Genomic DNA, 20,760 nt, shown 5'->3' with positions numbered 1-20,760 from the left:
TTGCTTGAGGGTTTTGCCTGGTCAGCGCGGGGTCAGCGCTCGGTCGGCGCTGGGTCGGCGCTGGGTCCGGGCCCGGTCGGCGCCTTGTCGTCGCCCGAGTCGTCGCCCGGTCACGACGCCCATCGTGCCCGCGGGTGCGCCGTCGAGTAGACGTCCCGCAGCGCGTCCGCCGTCACCAGCGTGTAGATCTGCGTCGTCGCCACGGACGAGTGCCCGAGCAATTCCTGGACGACCCGGACGTCGGCCCCTCCCTCGAGCAGATGCGTCGCGAAGGAGTGCCGCAGCGTGTGCGGCGACACCTCGAGTCCGAGCTGGGCCCGCTCGGCCGCCGCCTGGATGATGAGCCACGCGTTCTGCCGCGACACCCTGGCCCCGCGCGTGCCGAGGAACAACGCGGGCGTCGGTTCTCCCCGCGGCGAGAACACCGGTCGGGCACGCACGAGGTACGCGTCCAGCGCCCGCCGCGCGTAGCTGCCGAGCGGCACGATGCGCTGCTTGTTCCCCTTGCCGAACAGACGCACGACGTCACCCTCGATCACGTCGTCGACGTTGAGCGACACGGCCTCGCTCACCCGCGCACCCGTCGCGTAGAGCAGCTCGAGCAGGGCCTTGTCGCGCAGTCGGGTCGGCTCGTCGCCGTCGGTGGCGGCGAGCAACGCCTCGACCTGGCCGATCGAGATGGCCTTCGGGAGGCGGCTCGGCAGCTTGGGAGGCCGGGTGGTGGCGGCCACGTCCACCGCGACCAGCCCCTCCTCGAGGGCGAAGCGGTGGAAGCCCCGCACCGACGACAGCACCCTGGCCACCGAGGAGGCGCCCAGCGGCTTCTCGGCGCGGGTCGCCAGCGCCGCCGGGAACGTCGCGACGTCCCCGGGCTCGACCTCGTCCAGGGTGAGACGACCGGCCTCCGCCAGGTGAGCCCGCCAGAGGACGAGGTCACGGCGGTACGCCGCGGTCGTGTTCGGGCTGAGGCCGCGCTCGACCGAGACGTGTCTCAGGTACCGGTCCAGCGCCTCCTCGATCGTCACCAGGCCAGGCTACGGCCGGGGCCCCTGCACCGACGGGGCGACGCGCGCCTCAGCGCGACGCGACCGCGGCGAGCGCCGCGATGCTGAGGATCGAGTTGTGCAAGCGTCCGGCCAGCACACCGTCGACGATCTCGTCGAGTGAGACCCAGCGCTTCTCGATGTCGGCCTCTTCGTCGCTGCGCTCGAACGCCCCCTCCGTCGCGCTGACGCCGGTGGCACGGTAGACCGTGACCATCTCGTCGTTGCCGCCGGGCGTGGTGTGGAACGAGACGAGTTCGTCCCAGGTCGTCGCCCGCAGGTCCGCCTCTTCGGCGAGCTCGCGCTTGGCGGCGTCGAGCTTGCTCTCACCCTCGGCGTCGAGCAGACCCGCGGGCAGCTCCCAGTCGCGGGTGCGGATCGGGTGTCGGTACTGCTTGATGACGAGGACACGCTGCTCGTCGTCGACGGCCAGGACGGCGACGGCACCGGTGTGCGCGACGTACTCGCGCACCATCGGCGAGCCGTTGTAGTCGACGGTGTCGCGCTTGACGTTCCAGACGGCGCCTTCGAAGACGACCTCGGTCTTCGTGACCGTCGGCGACGCCGGCTCGTCGGCGAGCGGGCCGCCGTCGGCGGCCCCCACCCCCGCGGCGGTCGTGCTGGCACCCGAGGCGTCGGTCACGCGACGACCCCGGCGGCGTCGGCCTCGTCGGCGAACAGCTTGCTCGCGTCGTGGCGCTCGAGGGATGCGGCGACGAGCCCGGCGAACAGCGGGTGGGCGTCGTTGGGGCGCGACCGCAGCTCGGGGTGGGCTTGCGTGCCGATGTAGAACGGGTGGACGTCGCGGTCGAGCTCGACGTACTCGACGAGCGTGCCGTCGGGCGAGGTGCCCGAGAAGCGGAGGCCGGCGTCGGCGATCTGCTGGCGGTACTGGTTCGAGACCTCGTAGCGGTGGCGGTGACGCTCGGAGACCAGCTCGGAGCCGTACAGGTCGGCGGCGAGCGAGCCCGGCGTGAGGGCGGCCGGGTAGAGGCCGAGACGCATGGTGCCGCCGAGGTCGCCGTCCGCGATGATGTCGACCTGCTCGGCCATGGTCGCGACGACCGCGTACTCGGTGTCGGGGTCGAACTCGGACGAGGAGGCGCCGGTCAGGCCGGCCTCGTTGCGTGCGTACTCGATGACCATGCACTGCAGGCCCAGGCAGAGACCGAGCGCCGGCAGGCCGTTCTCGCGGGCGTAGCGGAGCGCCCCGAGCTTGCCCTCGATGCCGCGGATGCCGAAGCCGCCGGGCACGCAGATGCCGTCGACGCCGCGGAGCGCCTTGGCCGCCCCCTCGGGGGTCTCGCAGTCGTCGGAGGGGATCCAGGTCAGCGACACCTTGGTCTGGTGCGCGAACCCGCCGGCCTTGAGCGCCTCGGTGACCGAGAGGTAGGCGTCGGGCAGGTCGATGTACTTGCCGACCAGGCCGATCGTGACCTCGTGCTTCGGCTCGTGCACCGCCGTCAGCACGGGCTGCCAGCCCGACCAGTCGACCTCGCCCGCCTTCTCGCCGAGACCCAGGTGGTCGATGATGTACGCGTCGAGCCCCTGGTCGTTCAGCATGGCCGGGATGTCGTAGATGCTCGCGACGTCCTTCGCGTTGACGACCGCGTCTTCGTCGACGTCGCACATCAGGGCGATCTTCTTCTTGTTGCTCTCGCTGACGGGGCGGTCGCTGCGCAGCACGAGGGCGTCCGGCTGGATGCCGATCGACCGCAGGGCGGCGACGCTGTGCTGCGTCGGCTTGGTCTTCTGTTCGCCGGACGCACCCATGTAGGGCACGAGCGAGACGTGCACGAAGAACACGTTCTTGCGACCGAGCTCGTGGCGAACCTGACGGGCGGCCTCGATGAACGGCTGGCTCTCGATGTCGCCGACCGTGCCGCCCACCTCGGTGATGATCACGTCGGGCTTCGGATCGTCGTCGGCCTGCTGACGCATGCGCCGCTTGATCTCGTCGGTGATGTGCGGGATGACCTGCACGGTGTCACCGAGGTACTCGCCGCGTCGCTCTTTCGCGATGACGGTCGAGTAGATCTGGCCGGTCGTGACGTTCGCCGACTGACCGAGGTCGATGTCGAGGAAGCGCTCGTAGTGCCCGATGTCGAGGTCGGTCTCGGCACCGTCGTCGGTGACGAAGACCTCACCGTGCTGGAACGGGTTCATCGTGCCCGGATCGACGTTCAGGTACGGATCGAGCTTCTGCATGACCACGCGCAGCCCGCGGGCCGTGAGCAGATTGCCCAGGCTGGCGGCCGTCAGGCCTTTTCCGAGGGAGGAGACGACGCCTCCGGTGACGAAGATGTGCTTCGTCGTGCTGGCATCTGGACCCGAGTTCTCAACGTTCACCACGGGATTCCATCCTATGTCACACCGAGCCGTTCCGACAGACCACGCTTGTTACGAACGTGTGTCGGCCGTGGCCGGTCGTCGGGCCGACGAGGCGAGCTCGAGGAGCTCGCGAGCGTGTTCGAGGCCACTGGAGCTGTCGGGCAACCCCGAGAGGAGACGAGCCATCTCGGCGACCCGCTCGTCGCCGTCGAGCTGGTGCACGCTGCTGGCGGTCACCTCGCCCGAAGCGTCCTTCACGACGCGGAGGTGGTTCGTGGCGAACGCGGCGACCTGGGCCAGGTGCGTCACCACGATGACCTGCGCCCGTTCGGCGAGCGCCGCCAGACGTCGACCGATCTCGATCGCTGCCGAGCCGCCGACGCCCGCGTCGACCTCGTCGAACACGAACGTGGGCACGTCGCTCGATCCGGCCATGACGACCTCGAGCGCGAGCATCACGCGGGACAGCTCGCCGCCGGATGCGCCCCTGCCGAGCGGCCGGGGCTCGCTGCCGGGGTGCGGCCTCAGCAGCAGCGACACGACGTCCCCGCCGCTCGTCCCGAGCTCGTCGCGCGGTGAGACCTCGACGACGATCTCGGCTCCGGTCATGGCCAGGGCGCTCAACTCGGCGCTGACGCGCGTCGAGAGGTCGGCCCCGGAGGCGCGGCGCAGCTCGCCCAGGACGCCCGCCCGCCGCTCGGCCTCGGCCCGCAGCTCGGCCACGTCGTCGTCGAGGTGCGCGAGTCGGTCGTCGTCGCCGTCGAGCTCGACCAGGCGTCGGCTGCCGTCGTCGAGCAGCCGGATGACGTCGTCGAGGGTGGGGCCGTACTTGCGGACGAGCCCGGCCAGGTCGGCGCGACGCGTCTGCACGGACTCGAGTTCGACGGCGACGTCGGCGTCGAGGGTGCCGAGGTAGCTCGACAGGCGTGAGGCGGATTCACCGACCTGGACGCTGACCTCGGCCAGCAGGTCGGCGATCGGCTCGAGTGCCGGATCGTGAGGCGCGACGCGTTCGATCTGACGCCGGGCCTCTTCGACGAGGGAGACGACGTCGCGGGTGCCGTCGACCGCGTCGGTCGAGAGCACCTCGTGGGCGAGCCCGGCCGCCAGCCGCAGGTCTTCGGCGTTGCTCAGCCGCTCGGCCGTGGCGTCGAGTTCGTCGAGTTCGCCGGCCACGGGAGCGAGCCCCTCGATCTCGTCGATCGCGGCCCGGAGGCTCTCCGCCTCGTCACGCCGGGCGTCGCGGTCGCGGGTGATCTCGTCGAGTTCGGCGCGGGCGGCCAGCCAGGCGTCGTAGGCCCCGCGGTAGTGTGCGGCGGCCTGGGCCAGAGCGGCCCCGCCGTGCGCGTCGACGGCCGCACGCTGGGCCGCGGCGGACTTGAGGCGGATCTGCTCGGACTGGCCGTGCACCACCACGAGATGGTCGGCGAGGTCACCGAGCACGCCGATGGGAGCCGTACGCCCGCCGACGACCGCACGACTGCGCCCCTCGGCCGAGACGACACGACTGAGGAAGAGTTCGCCGTCGTCGACGTCGCCGCCCGCGTCACGGACCCGCTCGACGATGGCCCCCTCGGCAGGGACCAGCCAGCGGCCGTCCACCACGGCCTGGGGGCTGCCCGAGCGGACGACCCCGCTCTCGGCACGCTGGCCGAGCAGCAGGCCGAGCGCCGACACGACCATGGTCTTGCCCGCACCGGTCTCGCCCGTGACGGCCGTGAAGCCGGGACCGAGAGGCAGCGTGGCACGACCGATCACACCGAGGTCGCGGATCGAGATCTCTTCGATCATCGGTCGCCCTCGGGTGCTGCGACGGTCGGCGACGTCGAGGTGCCCGACTCGGCGGGGGCGTCCTCGACGGGGGCCGGACCGCGCCAGCCGGTGACCGGCAGCTGGAACTTGGCCACGAGACGGTCGGTGAACGGGCCCGTCCGCAGGCGGGCGAGTCTCACGGGCTGGTCGGAGCGGCTGCACTCGACCCGGGCCCCCGGGGGCAGGTCGTGCTCGCGACGACCGTCGCACCACAGGATGCCGCGGGCGTCGGTGCGGCTCAGCACCTCGACGGCGAGCACCGAGTCGGGCCCGACGACGAGCGGGCGGGCGAAGAGGGCGTGGGCGCTGAGCGGCACGAGCAGGAGCGCCTGCACGGCGGGCCACACCACCGGCCCGCCGGCCGAGAACGAGTAGGCCGTCGAGCCGGTCGGCGTCGACATGACCACGCCGTCGCAGCCGAACGACGACAGGGGCCGACCGTCGACCTCGATGACGACCTCGAGCATGCGTTCGCGCGAGGCCTTCTCGACCGTCGCCTCGTTCATGGCCCAGGTCTCGTAGACGACCTCGTCACCGTTGGTGACCTTGACGTCGAGCGCGAAACGCTCTTCGACCTCGTAGTCGGCGGCGAGCACGCGAGCGACGGTGTCGGCCATCTCGTCGCGCTCGCTCTCGGCCAGGAACCCGACGTGCCCGAGGTTGACGCCGACGATGGGCGCCCGGGTGCCGCGGATCAATTCGGCGGCACGCAGGATCGTGCCGTCACCGCCGAGCACGATGACGCATTCGAGGTCGTCGCAGGCCACGCCGTCGAACAGGATCTCGACGTCGTCGATGGCGGCCGTGGGCTGGGCCCGACGGATGTCGTCCCACTCGTCACGGGGCAGCACGGGAACCACGCCGGCGTCGCCCAGCAGCCCGCAGACCTCGAGGGCGGCGTCGATCGAGTCGGGGCGCCCCGTGTGCGAGACGACCAGGATGTGTCGTGTCGAAGAGATGTCGTTCACCCTCTCGTCAAGCTGTCGGCCGTGCTGAGCCATTCTGTCGGATTCGTCCCGGCCGAGGCCGAGAAGTGCACACAGTACTCGCGGTTGCCCGAGCCACCGACGATCGGGGACGAGATGAGCCCGGCCGTGCCGAGCCCCAGGTCGTGGGCGGCCCACAACACGGCCGTGACGGCCTCGTTCCGCAACACGGGGTCGAGCACGAGGCCTTCGCGGACCCCCTGCCGACCCACCTCGAACTGCGGCTTGATCAGCAGGACGAAGTCGTTGTCCACACCCACGCTCGCCACGAGCGCGGGCAGCACCATCGTCAGCGAGATGAAGGACACGTCGGCCACGACGAGCGACACCGAGGAGGCGCGGGGCGTCAACGCCGCGAACCGCTCGGCCGTCAGGTATCTCGCGTTCTCGCCCTCGACGATCGTGACCCGCGGGTCGAAGCGCACCGGGTTGGCCAGCTGACCGTGGCCGACGTCGAGGGCGACGACGTGGTCGGCACCGCGCTCGAGGAGGACCTGAGTGAACCCGCCCGTTGACGCGCCGACGTCGAGGGCCGTGCGGCCCGTCGGGTCGACACCGAACGCGTCGAGGGCGCCCAGCAGCTTGTGGGCCGCGCGACTCACGTAGTGATCGAGCCCGGCGACGGCGACCTCGTCCGACTCGGCCACCCGGGCAGAGGCCTTCACGACCCCGACTCCGTTGACCGTCACCAGCCCGTCCGACAGCAACCGGGCGGCATGCGTACGTGACCGGGCGAGACCGCGCCGGGCGAGCACCGAGTCGAGTCGGTCCCCCGGCGCCTCGGAGGCCGTCACCGACCGCCCTGACCGATGTCGTCCGTCGTTCCCTCGAGCACCGCTCGGAGTTCGTCGTGGACCTCTCCGAAGGCCTGGGCCCGGGAAGCCAAGGGCTGGGACTCGATGTCGGCCAAGCGGGTGGCGGACGCGACCCGCGCCTCCTGACGGTCTGCGGCATCGGCGACGTCGAGGTCGGTGTCGCCGCGGACGGTGGCGTCGGGATGGTCGCTCATGGTGCCGTCCAGACTAGCCGCCGACCCTGACGGTCGGGGCGGGCGCGATCAGCCGTCGGCGTGCAGCTTGGGGTCGACGTCGAGCCCGTAGATCGCCTTGCCGGTCCCCCACACGGCGGTGGCCCCGGCGCGCAGCAGGTCGACGGGGTCGTCCCCCTCGGACAACACGCGCACGACGTGACCGCGGACGGCGACGCTCGCACCGCGGACGGTGACGACGTGCACGTCCTCTTCGTCGTGCTCGACGGTCTCGGGATACGGCTGGTCCAGCTCGCGGAGGTCGCCGACGATGAAGTCGGGCCGCGACTTGGTGTCGGCGGCGAGCACCTGCTTCGCACCGTCGATGCCGGTCAGCACGAGGATCGAGACGAGCCCCGCCGCGTTCGCACCCACGATGTCGGTGTCGAGCCGGTCGCCGATGAACGCGGCCTTCGTCGCCCCGAACCGCTCGACGGCGGCGGTGAAGATCGGGGTCTCGGGCTTGCCGGCGGTCACGGGCAGGCGCCCGACGGCCGTGTGCACCGCGGACACGAGCGTGCCGTTGCCCGGTGCGACACCTCGCTCTTGCGGGATCGTCCAGTCCGTGTTCGTCGCGATCCACGGGATGCCCGTGTGCAGCGCGAAGGAGGCCTCGGCGAGCTGCGCCCACCCGACGTCGGGGCTGAAGCCCTGGACGACCGCGGCGGGGGCGTCGTCTGCCGAGCGGGTCACGACGAACCCCTCCGCCTCGAGCACCGACGTCAACCCCTCTCCGCCGACCACCAGGACCGTCGAGCCGGCGGGCACGGCATCGACGAGGAGGCGCACCGCGGCCTGCGGGGACGTCACCACGTCGTCGGCACCCACCTCGAGCCCGTAGCCGGCCAATTGACCGGCCACCGTCTCGGCCGTCCGGGACGCGTTGTTCGTGATGTACCCGACGCGACGGGTGCGAGCCACGTCCGTCAAGCTGTCGACCGCGTGGTCGATGGCGTGTCGCCCCCGGTACACCACCCCGTCGAGATCGGCGAGGACGGTGTCGACGCCGTCGAGCGGCGTCGCGGCATCAGCCACGGTGGTCGTCGAGGTCGTCCGTGACCGGCGGAGTCGTGTCGGGATCGGCAGTCTCATCGTGCTGTCCGTGCTCCTCGTCGTGCTTCTCTTCCGACCCGTCGTCGGGCTCGGTCTCGGGGTCGACCGCGACGACGGCGTCGCCGCCGGGGGCCCCCGCGTCCACGTCCTCGTCCACGTCGGCTTCATCGGACGCGTCGGCTGCATCTGACGCGTCGTCGGATTCGTCGAGCGTGACGGGCAGGTCGTCGACGACGTCGACGTCCTCCTCGACGATCTCCACGGTCTCACCGTCGGCGCCACCACTCTCGAGGGCCGCGAGTGCGTCCTCGGCGCGGTCGGCGAGTTCGAGCCATTTCTCCCCCTCGTCGGGACGGCCGAGATCTTCCAGGACCGTGCCGTACGCCGCGAAGAGGGCGGGGCTGTAGCTGAAAGCCTTCGTGCGGTCCAGCTGGGGGATCTCGAGCTCACCCAGGGCCGCCTGGGGTTGGCCGAGGTCCAGTCGCGCACCCGACATCGCGATGGCCAGCGAGACGCGCACCTGCGCGTCGAGGGTCGACACGTCGACGGACCGCCCGAGCTCGAGTGCCCGCTCAGGGCGTCCGAGACCGCGTTCACTGTCGACCATCAGGGGCAACTGGTCGTCGCGGCCCGAGATGCGACGGTAGGTGCGAAGCTCCCGCAACGTCAGTGCGTAGTCCCCCACCTGGTAGGCGGTGATGGCGATCGTCTCGCGGACGACCGAGATGCGCCCGGCGCGACGACCTGCCGACAGGGCGTGCTTGTGGGCTTCCTCCGGATCCTCGTCGATCAGTCGACCGGCCATGACCAAGTGCTTGGCGACCCAGTCCGCGTTCTCCTTGCTGAGCGTCTTCAGTTCACCCCGCGCCACCTTGTCGAGGTCACGGGGCTCGACGTCGTCGGGCACGTGCGCGACCTCTTGCGCCGGACGGACCGACTTGATGCCGAACGGATCGCGGTCCTCCGGGGTCTCACGAGGCTTCCAGGCCTCCCGGCGATCACCACGCCCGGTCGAGCCGGCACGAGGGCCCGCTCCGCGACGATCATCGCCGCCGGGGCGACCACCGCGCTGAGGCCTGTCGCCGTAAGACGGACGATCCCCGCGCTGGGGGCGGTCACCGTAAGAGGGACGGTCCCCACGCTGGGGGCGTTCACCCGATGACGGGCGTTCCCCGCGCTGGGGGCGGTCGTTCGACGGGCGCCCTCCGGTCGGTCGTCCGCCCGACGGACGGCCCTCGGCCGGACGGCCACCCTGCTGAGGGCGACCACCGGTAGGACGATCCCCTGGAGGACGCCCTCGATCACCGGAAGACGGGCGGCCACTTCCACCACCGCGGTGAGGCCCACCGCTGCCAGAGCCCGAGGAGGGGCGGCGCGGGCCGTCCTTGCGGTCGTCGTCGTCGCGATCAGTCACCGAAGTGCTCCTCTGTTGTTCTCTGCCAGCTGTCGAGTTGTGAAGGGACGACTCTACCAAAGTGACCGCAAGCGCAGGAGGCGCGGTGCGAGTACTCGACGATCGTCCCGTAACGCAGAAAAGCCGCCCCATCTGGGGCGGCTCTTCTGGTGTTTCTAAAAGGAGTCCGGCGGTGTCCTACTCTCCCACAAGGTCCCCCTTGCAGTACCATCGGCGCTGAGAGTCTTAGCTTCCGGGTTCGGAATGTGACCGGGCGTTTCCCTCTCGCTATGGCCGCCGAAACATTTACCACACACCATTACTGGTGGTGAAGTCTGTCTCAGACCATGCACCGCATCCGTGATAGATGTGGCGACTTGTCTGTTCAATTATGTTCCCGACCGTATTTCGGGAACCACATAGTGGACGCAAGCAGCTTTCCCCCACCTCTACAGGGAGGGAGTGTTGTCAAGTTATCGGCTTATTAGTACCGGTCAGCTCCATGGGTCGTTAGTCCCCACTTCCACATCCGGCCTATCAACCCAGTAGTCTAGCTGGGAGCCTCTCACCCCGAAGGGTATGGAAATCTCATCTCGAAGCCGGCTTCCCGCTTAGATGCTTTCAGCGGTTATCCGTTCCGAACGTAGCTAATCAGCGGTGCCCTTGGCAGGACAACTGACACACCAGAGGTTCGTCCATCCCGGTCCTCTCGTACTAGGGATAGATCTTCTCAAATTTCCTACGCGCGCAGCGGATAGGGACCGAACTGTCTCACGACGTTCTAAACCCAGCTCGCGTACCGCTTTAATGGGCGAACAGCCCAACCCTTGGGACCTACTCCAGCCCCAGGATGCGACGAGCCGACATCGAGGTGCCAAACCATGCCGTCGATATGGACTCTTGGGCAAGATCAGCCTGTTATCCCCGAGGTACCTTTTATCCGTTGAGCGACAGCGCTTCCACAAGCCACTGCCGGATCACTAGTCCCGACTTTCGTCCCTGCTCGACTTGTCAGTCTCACAGTCAAGCTCCCTTGTGCACTTACACTCGACACCTGATTGCCAACCAGGTTGAGGGAACCTTTGGGCGCCTCCGTTACTTTTTGGGAGGCAACCGCCCCAGTTAAACTACCCACCAGGCACTGTCCCAGAACCGGATCACGGTTCGTAGTTAGATATCCAAAGTGACCAGAGTGGTATTTCAACAATGACTCCACCTGAACTAGCGTCCAAGCTTCACAGTCTCCCACCTATCCTACACAAGCCACTCCGAACACCAATACCAAGCTGTAGTAAAGGTCACGGGGTCTTTCCGTCCTGCTGCGCGTAACGAGCATCTTTACTCGTAGTGCAATTTCGCCGAGTTCGCGGTTGAGACAGCTGGGAAGTCGTTACGCCATTCGTGCAGGTCGGAACTTACCCGACAAGGAATTTCGCTACCTTAGGATGGTTATAGTTACCACCGCCGTTTACTGGGGCTTAAATTCTCAGCTTCGCTTGCGCTAACCGTTCCTCTTAACCTTCCAGCACCGGGCAGGCGTCAGTCCGTATACATCGTCTTGCGACTTGGCACGGACCTGTGTTTTTAGTAAACAGTCGCTTCCCACTGGTCTCTGCGGCCTTTCCCGCTCCGGGAGTAAATCCCATCACGGTTCCGGCCCCCCTTCTCCCGAAGTTACGGGGGCATTTTGCCGAGTTCCTTAACCACGATTCTCTCGATCTCCTTGGTATTCTCTACCTGACCACCTGAGTCGGTTTGGGGTACGGGCGGCTTGAACCTCACGTCGATGCTTTTCTCGGCAGCATAGGATCACTGATTTCCCCCAATCGGGGTACGCATCGGATCTCAGGCGCATTGACGACGGATTTGCCTATCGTCAGCCCTACATCCTTACACCAGGTTCACCTTACGGATACCATCGCCTGGCTCAGCTACCTTCCTGCGTCACACCTGTTAATACGTTAACCGCACCAGCATGGGGTCGAGCGTTAGACCGGCCGGCATCACCCCGAAGGGATCCACTCAGCCGGGTTAGGACTCTTAGCACCACTGGATTAGCTTGGGCGGTTCTTCGCCGGTACGGGAATATCAACCCGTTGTCCATCGACTACGCCTGTCGGCCTCGCCTTAGGTCCCGACTTACCCAGGGCGGATTAACCTGGCCCTGGAACCCTTGGTCTTTCGGAGGACGGGTTTCTCACCCGTCTTTCGCTACTCATGCCTGCATTCTCACTCGTGTGGCCTCCACGGCTGGTTTACACCGCCGCTTCACTGGCCACACGACGCTCTCCTACCACTCCGTACGACTGAACCACGAAGGCTTGTCTATAATACGAAATCTACAACTTCGGTGGTGTGCTTGAGCCCCGTTACATTGTCGGCGCGGAATCACTTGACCAGTGAGCTATTACGCACTCTTTCAAGGGTGGCTGCTTCTAAGCCAACCTCCTGGTTGTCTATGCAACTCCACATCCTTTCCCACTTAGCACACGCTTAGGGACCTTAGTTGGTAGTCTGGGTTGTTTCCCTCTCGACGATGAAGCTTATCCCCCACCGTCTCACTGCTGCGCTCTCACTTACCGGCATTCGGAGTTTGGCTGACGTCAGTAAGCTTTTGGGCCCCATCGGCCATCCAGTAGCTCTACCTCCGGCAAGAAACACGCAACGCTGCACCTAAATGCATTTCGGAGAGAACCAGCTATCACGAAGTTTGATTGGCCTTTCACCCCTATCCACAGCTCATCCCCTCAGTTTTCAACCTAAGTGGGTTCGGTCCTCCACGACGTCTTACCGTCGCTTCAACCTGGCCATGGATAGATCACTTCGCTTCGGGTCTAGGACATGCGACTGGATCGCCCTATTAAGACTCGCTTTCGCTACGGCTACCCCACACGGGTTAACCTCGCCACATATCGCTAACTCGCAGGCTCATTCTTCAAAAGGCACGCTGTCACCCCTACAAGGAGGCTCCAACGGTTTGTAAGCAAACGGTTTCAGGTACTATTTCACTCCCCTCCCGGGGTACTTTTCACCTTTCCCTCACGGTACTTGTCCGCTATCGGTCATCTGGGAGTATTTAGGCTTATCAGGTGGTCCTGACAGATTCACACGGGATTTCTCGGGCCCCGAGCTACTTGGGATCCCCATTCAGCCAGCGCCAGCATTTCGGCTACGGGGTTCGCACCCTCTATGACCAGCCATTCAAAGCTGTTCGCCTATACTGCGCTGTAACTGTCCCTGTCCGGCAGAACAGGACAACGGGTCCCACAACCCCGACCATGCAACGACCGCCGTCTATCACACATGACCGGTTTAGCCTCTTCCGATTTCGCTCGCCACTACTGACGGAATCACTGTTGTTTTCTCTTCCTGTGGGTACTGAGATGTTTCACTTCCCCACGTTCCCTCTACCCGCCCTATATATTCAGGCGGGAGTCACCAGACATAACGCCTGGCGGGGTTTCCCCATTCGGAAATCCTCGGATCAGGGCTCGATTATCAGCTCCCCGAGGCTTATCGCAGATTTCTACGTCCTTCTTCGGCTCCAGATGCCAAGGCATCCACCGTTTGCTCTTAGAAACTTGACCACAAAGTTGCTGCCAGCCAAAGACTGACAGCTCAGTGTTATCTCATTCGCCAACCACACCCCAAAGGGCGGATTGGTCTAAGAAATTGCACTTAGTATCACAAACAACAACCAACCCGAAGGCCAGCCCTGCTTGCGACTAAGATGCTCGCGTCCACTGTGTAGTTCTCAAAATACGGGCGGCACCATGAACACCCTGCAAGTGATGCAGAACCTTCATGGCCCAGAGGAAAAACAACCACACCAAAGCGTGGATGTTTGGTCCCTCAGGACCCAACAGCGTGCAAGCCCCCCACCCCAGAACACCCTCACCTTCCAGACACCCAAAAGGTGCCGTACTAGCGCTGATGCTCTTCGTGAAGAGCCATTGTCAATGTTCCACCCATGAGCGCCGGCCGAAGACATTCGCTTCGAAACCGACTTGACCCGTTGACCCCCGTGTATACCGCGGGGCGAGTACATGCTCCTTAGAAAGGAGGTGATCCAGCCGCACCTTCCGGTACGGCTACCTTGTTACGACTTAGTCCTAATCACCGATCCCACCTTCGACAGCTCCATCCACAAGGGTTAGGCCACTGGCTTCGGGTGTTACCGACTTTCATGACTTGACGGGCGGTGTGTACAAGGCCCGGGAACGTATTCACCGCAGCGTTGCTGATCTGCGATTACTAGCGACTCCGACTTCATGAGGTCGAGTTGCAGACCTCAATCCGAACTGAGACCGGCTTTTTGGGATTCGCTCCACCTTACGGTATCGCAGCCCTTTGTACCGGCCATTGTAGCATGCGTGAAGCCCAAGACATAAGGGGCATGATGATTTGACGTCATCCCCACCTTCCTCCGAGTTGACCCCGGCAGTCTCCTATGAGTTCCCACCATAACGTGCTGGCAACATAGAACGAGGGTTGCGCTCGTTGCGGGACTTAACCCAACATCTCACGACACGAGCTGACGACAACCATGCACCACCTGTATACCGACCTTGCGGGGCGACCATCTCTGGACGTTTCCGGTATATGTCAAGCCTTGGTAAGGTTCTTCGCGTTGCATCGAATTAATCCGCATGCTCCGCCGCTTGTGCGGGCCCCCGTCAATTCCTTTGAGTTTTAGCCTTGCGGCCGTACTCCCCAGGCGGGGAACTTAATGCGTTAGCTGCGACACGGAGACCGTGGAATGGCCCCCACATCTAGTTCCCAACGTTTACGGCATGGACTACCAGGGTATCTAATCCTGTTCGCTCCCCATGCTTTCGCTCCTCAGCGTCAGTTACGGCCCAGAGATCTGCCTTCGCCATCGGTGTTCCTCCTGATATCTGCGCATTCCACCGCTACACCAGGAATTCCAATCTCCCCTACCGCACTCTAGTCTGCCCGTACCCACTGCAGGCTGGGGGTTGAGCCCCCAGATTTCACAGCAGACGCGACAAACCGCCTACGAGCTCTTTACGCCCAATAATTCCGGACAACGCTTGCACCCTACGTATTACCGCGGCTGCTGGCACGTAGTTAGCCGGTGCTTTTTCTGCAGGTACCGTCACTTTCGCTTCTTCCCTACTAAAAGAGGTTTACAACCCGAAGGCCGTCATCCCTCACGCGGCGTTGCTGCATCAGGCTTTCGCCCATTGTGCAATATTCCCCACTGCTGCCTCCCGTAGGAGTCTGGGCCGTGTCTCAGTCCCAGTGTGGCCGGTCACCCTCTCAGGCCGGCTACCCGTCGTCGCCTTGGTGAGCCATTACCTCACCAACTAGCTGATAGGCCGCGAGTCCATCCTTGACCAAAATTCTTTCCAACTCCTAGCCATGCGGCTGAAGCTCGTATCCGGTATTAGACGCCATTTCTAGCGCTTATCCCAGAGTCAAGGGCAGGTTACTCACGTGTTACTCACCCGTTCGCCACTAATCCCTGGAGCAAGCTCCAGTTCATCGTTCGACTTGCATGTGTTAAGCACGCCGCCAGCGTTCGTCCTGAGCCAGGATCAAACTCTCCGTAAAAGAAAAAACAGCACAACCGGAATAGGCCATGACTGCTGAATTTGATGCTGACTAAAGAACAAAACAATCTGACGATTGTTGTTGTCCATCAATCTCAAAGAAACCTAAACACCACTCACAACCCCACCAAAGATGAGGCCACAAGCAATGCCAGGGTATAATTTGGCATTTGACAATGTGCACGCTGTTGAGTTCTCAAGGACCAAACGCACCCGAGTCCCGGCCGGAAAGACCTTCGCTCGAAGCAGCTGTGGAACCATACCATCCCGATGGACCAAGTCGAAACGACTCGATTTCCGATCCCCACCACGTGAAGACCAGCACCTGGTGTGAACCAGAGGATGGATTTGAAACCCTACCACACGAACCACGAGTCGCAAGCGACCCGTTCTCGGGGAGGATGCCACCACTTGAGGCCGGGAAGCTCCGGATCGGGACCATCTCTGATCACTGTCCTAGCCGCTCCGCCGCACCTTTGGGCTGACTTGGATTACTCTACACAGCCCCCGGCCCCCACCCCCAAACTCCCGTGCATCCCGGGCGTGTCGCCGGGGACAGGCCCAGAAACACGGGGATCGGAGCTCTGAGCCCGTGCCGGGACGACAGAAGCCCGCTTCCTCGAAGAGGAAGCGGGCTTTTCTGACGCAGCATGCCGGCTCGGGATCAGACCTTCACGGTCACACCGGCCAGGGTCTTCTTGCCGCGCCGGAGTACGACGACTCCCCCGTCGAGTCGAGAATCAGCCACGAGGGCTTCACCGTTCTCGACCCGGGCGTTGTTCACGTAGACCCCGCCCTCGGCCGTGGCCCGGCGAGCCGCACCCAACGAGGCGACGAGTCCGGTGTCGACCAACGCCTGCGCGATGGTGGTCGATTCGTCGGCCGTCGCTGCCGGCAATTCCGCGATCGCACTGGCGAGCGTCTGCTGATCGAGGACGGCGAGATCGCCCTGGCCGAAGAGGGCCGCGGCGGCGTCGATGGCCGACTGGGTGGCCGCGGTGCCGTGGACCAGGGACGTGACGTTCCAGGCCAACGCCCGCTGCGCCTCCCGACGGAAGGGTTCGTCGGCGACGGCCTTCTCGAGCCGCTCGATCTCGGTACGCGAGAGGAACGTGAACACCTTGAGCCGTGGGACGACGTCGGCGTCGTCGGTGTTGAGCCAGAACTGGTACATCGCGTACGGGCTGGTCAGTTCGGGGTCGAGCCAGACCGCGTTGCCCTCGCTCTTGCCGAACTTGGTGCCGTCGGTGTTGGTGATCAGCGGCGTGCCGATCGCGTGCACCGAGACGCCCTCGGTACGGCGGATCAGCTCGGTGCCGCTGGTCAGGTTGCCCCACTGGTCGCTGCCACCCGTCTGCAGGACGCAGTCGTAGCTGCGGTAGAGCTCACGGAAGTCGAGCCCCTGGAGGATCTGGTAGCTGAACTCGGTGTAGCTGATGCCGGCGTCGGAGTTCAGACGCGCGGCCACGGCGTCTTTCTTGAGCATCGTGTTGACGCGGAAGTTCTTGCCGATGTCACGCAAGAACTCGATGGCGCTGAGCGGGGACGTCCAGTCGAGGTTGTTCACCACCCGGAGACCGTTGTCACCGTCGGGCGAGAGGAACTTCTCGACGTGCACGCGGATGCGGTCGACCCACTCGGCCGTCTGCTCGGGTGTCTTGAGCACCCGTTCGGCCGTCGGACGCGGATCGCCGATGAGACCGGTGGACCCACCCACGAGACCCAGGGGCCGGTGACCGGCGAGCTGGAGCCGACGCATGGTGAGCAACTGCACGAGATTGCCGAGGTGCAGGCTGGGGGCGGTCGGGTCGAAGCCGCAGTAGTACGTGATCGGCGGGCCGGCGAGCAGGGTCTTCAGGGCGTCGGCGTCGGTCGAGACGTGCACCAGGCCGCGCCACTGCATCTCGTCCCACACGTCGTCGAACGAGGGATCGTTGCTCTGGGCGGCCAGGACGTCTGCGGTCGTTTCACTGGTCACCCGCGAAACGCTACCAGCGGCCACCGTCTCGGCCGTCACGCCCCACCGCGCCCTCTCGAGACGGCGGCGCGGTACGGCGAGACCGTCCGATCACCCTCCAGTGAGAACCGCCAAGGGAAAGCGTCACCACCGGCGTGACCCGACACACCGACACGCGGGCCGGCGGCGATCGGGCCGACCGGTGCGGACGGGAGGCGCAACCGGAACCGCGCCTCCTGACCGGGGGTGTCGGCGACGAGGCGCGAGCCGTCGTCGTCGAGCTCGATGCCGAGCGCGGAACCGAGTCGGCCGGGACCGCGAGCCAGGTCCGCCGGGGTCCGCGACGTCGACCGGCGGGCTCGCGCCTCGTCGACGCCGGCCACCACCTCACCCGAGCGCAACAGGACACCGGACGCGTAGCCCTCGGGACCGCACACGATGTTGACGCAGCGGTGGATGCCGTACGACAGGTAGACGTAGAGCGTCCCGCCGCCTTCGAACATGCTGCCGTTGCGGGCCGACGGACCCCGGTGCGCGTGCGAACCGGGGTCCTGCCCCTGGCCGTGGTACGCCTCGACCTCGGTCAGGCGCACCCCCACACCACCCGACCAGAAGACCGAGCCGAGGAGGCGCGGCGCGACGGCCAGCGCCGGCTCGGCCAGCAATGCCGCCAAGACGTCGTCGGCCGGTGTCGTCGTCACCGCTCCCCCGCGTCCACCGCGATCATCGCGGTCAGAAGAAGCGCTGGCCGCTGGCGACCGCGATCACCGCGACGGCGACGAGCACAGCCACGGCGATCGCGACGACGACCGGCACGACCCAGGTACGGACCGGCTGGTCGTCTCGAGACCCCGGTCGTCGACGACTCACGCCGCCGCCGGGGCGAGGGCCTGGACGAGGTGTCGCATCTGCTCGGTGAGCTGCGCGAGCTGCTCGGCGACCCGCTCGGGGGCCGTGCCGCCGGCACCGCGACGGCTGGCGATGGAGCCCTCGACAGTCAGGACCGGACGGATCTCGGGCGTGAGGTGCGTCGAGATCGACCGGTACTGCTCGTCGGAGGGCTCGTGCAGCTCGAGGTCGTGCTGCTCGCAGAACCGGACCAGTTCGCCGCTGATCTCGTGCGCGTCACGGAACGGGACCCCCTGACGGACGAGCCACTCGGCGACGTCGGTCGCGAGCGAGAACCCCTGCGGGGCGAGCTCGGCCATGCGTTGCTCGTCGAAGTCGAGGGTCGCGACCATGCCCGTGAACGCCGGGAGCAGGACTTCGAGCTGGCCGACCGAGTCGAACACCGGTTCTTTGTCTTCTTGCAGATCCCGGTTGTACGCCAGCGGCAACCCCTTGAGCGTCGCGAGCAGACCGGTCAGGTTGCCGATGAGTCGGCCCGACTTGCCGCGCGCGAGCTCGGCGATGTCGGGGTTCTTCTTCTGCGGCATGATGCTCGACCCGGTCGAGAACGCGTCGTGCAGTCGGACGAAGCCGAACTCGCGCGTGTTCCAGAGGATGATCTCTTCGGCGAGCCGGGAGAGGTCGATGCCGATGGACGCCGTGACGAACGCGAACTCGGACACCACGTCGCGACTGGCCGTCGCGTCGATCGAGTTCTCAGTCGTGCGGTCGAACCCGAGATCGGTCGCCACCAGCAGTGGGTCGAGCCCCAGCGAGCTGCCGGCGAGGGCGCCCGCCCCGTAGGGCGAGGCACCGGCCCGACGCGACCAGTCGCGCAGGCGCTCGAGGTCGCGGACCAGGGGCCAGGCGTGCGCGAGCAGGTGGTGCGCCAGCAGGACCGGCTGGGCGTGCTGGAGATGCGTGCGGCCGGGCATGACAGCAGTCGGGTGAGCCGTCGCCTGACCCGCGATGGCGTCGACCAGGTCGACGACCTGCCGACCGATGACACGGGCGTGGTCGCGCAGGTACAAGCGAACGAGCGTCGCGATCTGGTCGTTCCGGCTGCGCCCCGCCCGGAGCTTGCCGCCGAGCTCGACACCGGCGATGCCGATGAGCCCTCGCTCGAGGGCGGAGTGGACGTCCTCGTCGGACTCGGCGGCGGTGAACGTCCCGTCGAGCACGTCCGACTCGAGCCGGTCCAGAGCCGACAGCATGGCGTCGAGCTCGGACGCGTCGAGGTAACCCGCCGACGCCAGGGCACGGGCATGAGCCCGGGACCCGGCGATGTCGTACGAGGCCAGCTGCCAGTCGAATTGCGTGGACTTGCTCAGCGCCGCGAGCTCGGCGGACGGCCCGGAGGCGAAGCGGCCGCCCCAGAGGGCACCCGCCTCGCCGGCGCGCTCGTTCTTGCCGGGCCCGTCGCCGAACCCGATGGCGTCGGTCACGCCCCGTGGGCCAGGTCGCGACGAGCCGAGATCTTGCTGGGCAGCGACCAGATCTCGATGAAGCCCTTCGACAGGGACTGGTCGAAGGTGTCGCCCGTGTCGTAGGTCGCGAGGTCGAAGTCGTAGAGGCTCGCGTCGCTCTTCTGCCCGGTGACGACCGCGCGTCCGCCCTGCAGCTTGAGACGGATCTCGCCCGACACGTACTTCTGCGTGTCGTCGATGAAGACGTCGAGCGAGCGCTTGAGACCCGAGAACCACAGGCCGTCGTAGACCAGGTTCGACCATTCGGCCTCGACCCCGCGCTTGTAGCGACCGAGGTCGCGCTCGATGGTCAGGGCCTCGAGCGCCTCGTGCGCGGCGATGAGGGCCATCGCGCCGGGTGCCTCGTAGACCTCGCGGCTCTTGATGCCGACGAGACGGTCCTCGACGACGTCGATGCGGCCGACGCCGTGCTTGCCGGCGAGCTCGTTCATGCGCTCGACGATGCCCAGCGGGGTGAACGCCACGCCGTCGATCGCGGTCGGGACGCCGGCCTCGAACGTGATGACGACCTCGTCGGCGTCCTTGACGATCGCCGGGTCTTGCGTGTACTCGTACAGGTCTTCGATCGGGGCGTTCCAGGGGTCCTCGAGGAATCCGGTCTCGACCGCGCGGCCCCAGACGTTCTTGTCGATCGAGTAGGGGTTCTTGGCGCTCTGGCGGATGGGCAGGTTGTGCTCTTCCGCGTACACGATCGCCTTGTCCCGGGTGAGGGCCAGGTCGCGGACCGGGGCGATGCTCGTCAGGTCGGGAGCGAGGGCCGCGACGGCCGCCTCGAAGCGGACCTGGTCGTTGCCCTTGCCGGTGCAGCCGTGGGCGACGCTGTTCGCGCCCAGCTCTTTCGCGACCGACGCCAGGTGGCGGGCGATCAACGGGCGGCTGAGGGCGGAGACCAACGGGTAGGTCTTCTGGTACAGCGCGTTGGCCTTGAGGGCCGGCATCAGGTAGTCGGTGCCGAATTCCTCTTTGGCGTCCACGACGACCGACTCGACCGCTCCGCAGTCGAGGGCGCGCTGCCGGATGTCTTCCATGTCCTCGCCGCCCTGTCCGACGTCGACGGCGAGGGCGACCACCTCTTTTCCGGTGGCATCGGCCAACCAGCCGATGCCGACCGAGGTGTCGAGGCCTCCTGAGTATGCGAGGACGACGCGTTCCGCCATGGTTCTCCTTGTGTTGTGTGGGTGTGGCTACGTGTGTGCGGTGGTGGGGG

At 66.1% G+C, this 20,760-nt stretch carries 14 protein-coding genes and 3 rRNA genes; all 17 read right to left on the bottom strand.

Annotated features, from left to right (window positions below; genetic code table 11):
• Positions 1-110 precede the first annotated feature (110 nt).
• The 17 genes from xerD to AC1MBW_RS12665 all read right to left on the bottom strand — a co-directional run bounded on the left by xerD (position 111) and on the right by AC1MBW_RS12665 (position 20,710).
• Positions 111-1,025, bottom strand: coding sequence for a site-specific tyrosine recombinase XerD (xerD, locus tag AC1MBW_RS12745; protein ID WP_480024695.1), 915 nt, complete (start codon positions 1,023-1,025; stop codon positions 111-113).
• Between the two features lie 49 nt (positions 1,026-1,074).
• The gene (locus AC1MBW_RS12740; protein WP_480024694.1) at positions 1,075-1,686 is read right to left on the bottom strand and encodes an NUDIX domain-containing protein; all 612 of its coding nucleotides are present in this window, start codon (positions 1,684-1,686) and stop codon (positions 1,075-1,077) included.
• Positions 1,683-3,392 carry a CTP synthase gene (locus AC1MBW_RS12735; protein ID WP_480026115.1) on the bottom strand — a complete coding sequence of 570 codons (1,710 nt, stop codon included), beginning with the start codon at positions 3,390-3,392 and terminating at the stop codon, positions 1,683-1,685. Before AC1MBW_RS12735 ends, AC1MBW_RS12740 begins: the two co-directional genes overlap by 4 nt.
• Positions 3,393-3,443: 51 nt before the next feature.
• Positions 3,444-5,165: a DNA repair protein RecN gene (gene recN, locus AC1MBW_RS12730; protein ID WP_480024693.1), complete on the bottom strand. Its 1,722-nt coding sequence runs from the start codon at positions 5,163-5,165 to the stop codon at positions 3,444-3,446.
• On the bottom strand, positions 5,162-6,145 hold the full coding sequence (locus tag AC1MBW_RS12725) for an NAD kinase (protein WP_480026114.1): 984 nt from the start codon (positions 6,143-6,145) through the stop codon (positions 5,162-5,164). The genes recN and AC1MBW_RS12725 overlap by 4 nt, the downstream gene beginning before the upstream one ends.
• Positions 6,146-6,150: 5 nt before the next feature.
• A complete protein-coding gene (locus tag AC1MBW_RS12720) occupies positions 6,151-6,966 on the bottom strand; it encodes a TlyA family RNA methyltransferase (RefSeq protein ID WP_480024692.1) in 816 nt (271 codons plus the stop codon).
• Entirely contained in the window at positions 6,963-7,181 is a 219-nt protein-coding gene (locus AC1MBW_RS12715; protein WP_480024691.1) for a hypothetical protein, read from the bottom strand. The genes AC1MBW_RS12720 and AC1MBW_RS12715 overlap by 4 nt, the downstream gene beginning before the upstream one ends.
• A 48-nt stretch (positions 7,182-7,229) precedes the next feature.
• Complete coding sequence (locus tag AC1MBW_RS12710) at positions 7,230-8,234, bottom strand: HAD-IIA family hydrolase (protein ID WP_480024690.1); 1,005 nt, start codon at positions 8,232-8,234, stop codon at positions 7,230-7,232.
• The gene (locus AC1MBW_RS12705; RefSeq protein WP_480024689.1) at positions 8,227-9,159 is read right to left on the bottom strand and encodes a hypothetical protein; all 933 of its coding nucleotides are present in this window, start codon (positions 9,157-9,159) and stop codon (positions 8,227-8,229) included. Before AC1MBW_RS12705 ends, AC1MBW_RS12710 begins: the two co-directional genes overlap by 8 nt.
• 671 nt (positions 9,160-9,830) lie before the next feature.
• Positions 9,831-9,947 (bottom strand): 5S ribosomal RNA (rrf, locus tag AC1MBW_RS12700).
• A gap of 162 nt (positions 9,948-10,109) precedes the next feature.
• A 23S ribosomal RNA gene (locus AC1MBW_RS12695) occupies positions 10,110-13,232 on the bottom strand.
• 470 nt (positions 13,233-13,702) lie between these two features.
• Positions 13,703-15,222, bottom strand: a 16S ribosomal RNA gene (locus AC1MBW_RS12690).
• The 16S, 23S and 5S rRNA genes sit together here, the layout of an rRNA operon.
• Before the next feature lie 663 nt (positions 15,223-15,885).
• Positions 15,886-17,124, bottom strand: coding sequence for a tyrosine--tRNA ligase (gene tyrS, locus AC1MBW_RS12685; protein WP_082383601.1), 1,239 nt, complete (start codon positions 17,122-17,124; stop codon positions 15,886-15,888).
• A gap of 110 nt (positions 17,125-17,234) precedes the next feature.
• Complete coding sequence (locus AC1MBW_RS12680; protein WP_054147265.1) at positions 17,235-17,879, bottom strand: DNA-3-methyladenine glycosylase; 645 nt, start codon at positions 17,877-17,879, stop codon at positions 17,235-17,237.
• 31 nt (positions 17,880-17,910) lie between these two features.
• On the bottom strand, positions 17,911-18,048 hold the full coding sequence (locus AC1MBW_RS12675; RefSeq protein ID WP_480024688.1) for a hypothetical protein: 138 nt from the start codon (positions 18,046-18,048) through the stop codon (positions 17,911-17,913).
• Complete coding sequence (argH, locus tag AC1MBW_RS12670; protein ID WP_480024687.1) at positions 18,045-19,511, bottom strand: argininosuccinate lyase; 1,467 nt, start codon at positions 19,509-19,511, stop codon at positions 18,045-18,047. The genes AC1MBW_RS12675 and argH overlap by 4 nt, the downstream gene beginning before the upstream one ends.
• Positions 19,508-20,710: an argininosuccinate synthase gene (locus AC1MBW_RS12665; RefSeq protein ID WP_054147263.1), complete on the bottom strand. Its 1,203-nt coding sequence runs from the start codon at positions 20,708-20,710 to the stop codon at positions 19,508-19,510. The genes argH and AC1MBW_RS12665 overlap by 4 nt, the downstream gene beginning before the upstream one ends.
• Positions 20,711-20,760: the final 50 nt, after the last annotated feature.

This window comes from Frigoribacterium sp. AP1, assembly GCF_056680555.1.
This window is presented reverse-complemented; position numbering and strand designations above follow the sequence as displayed.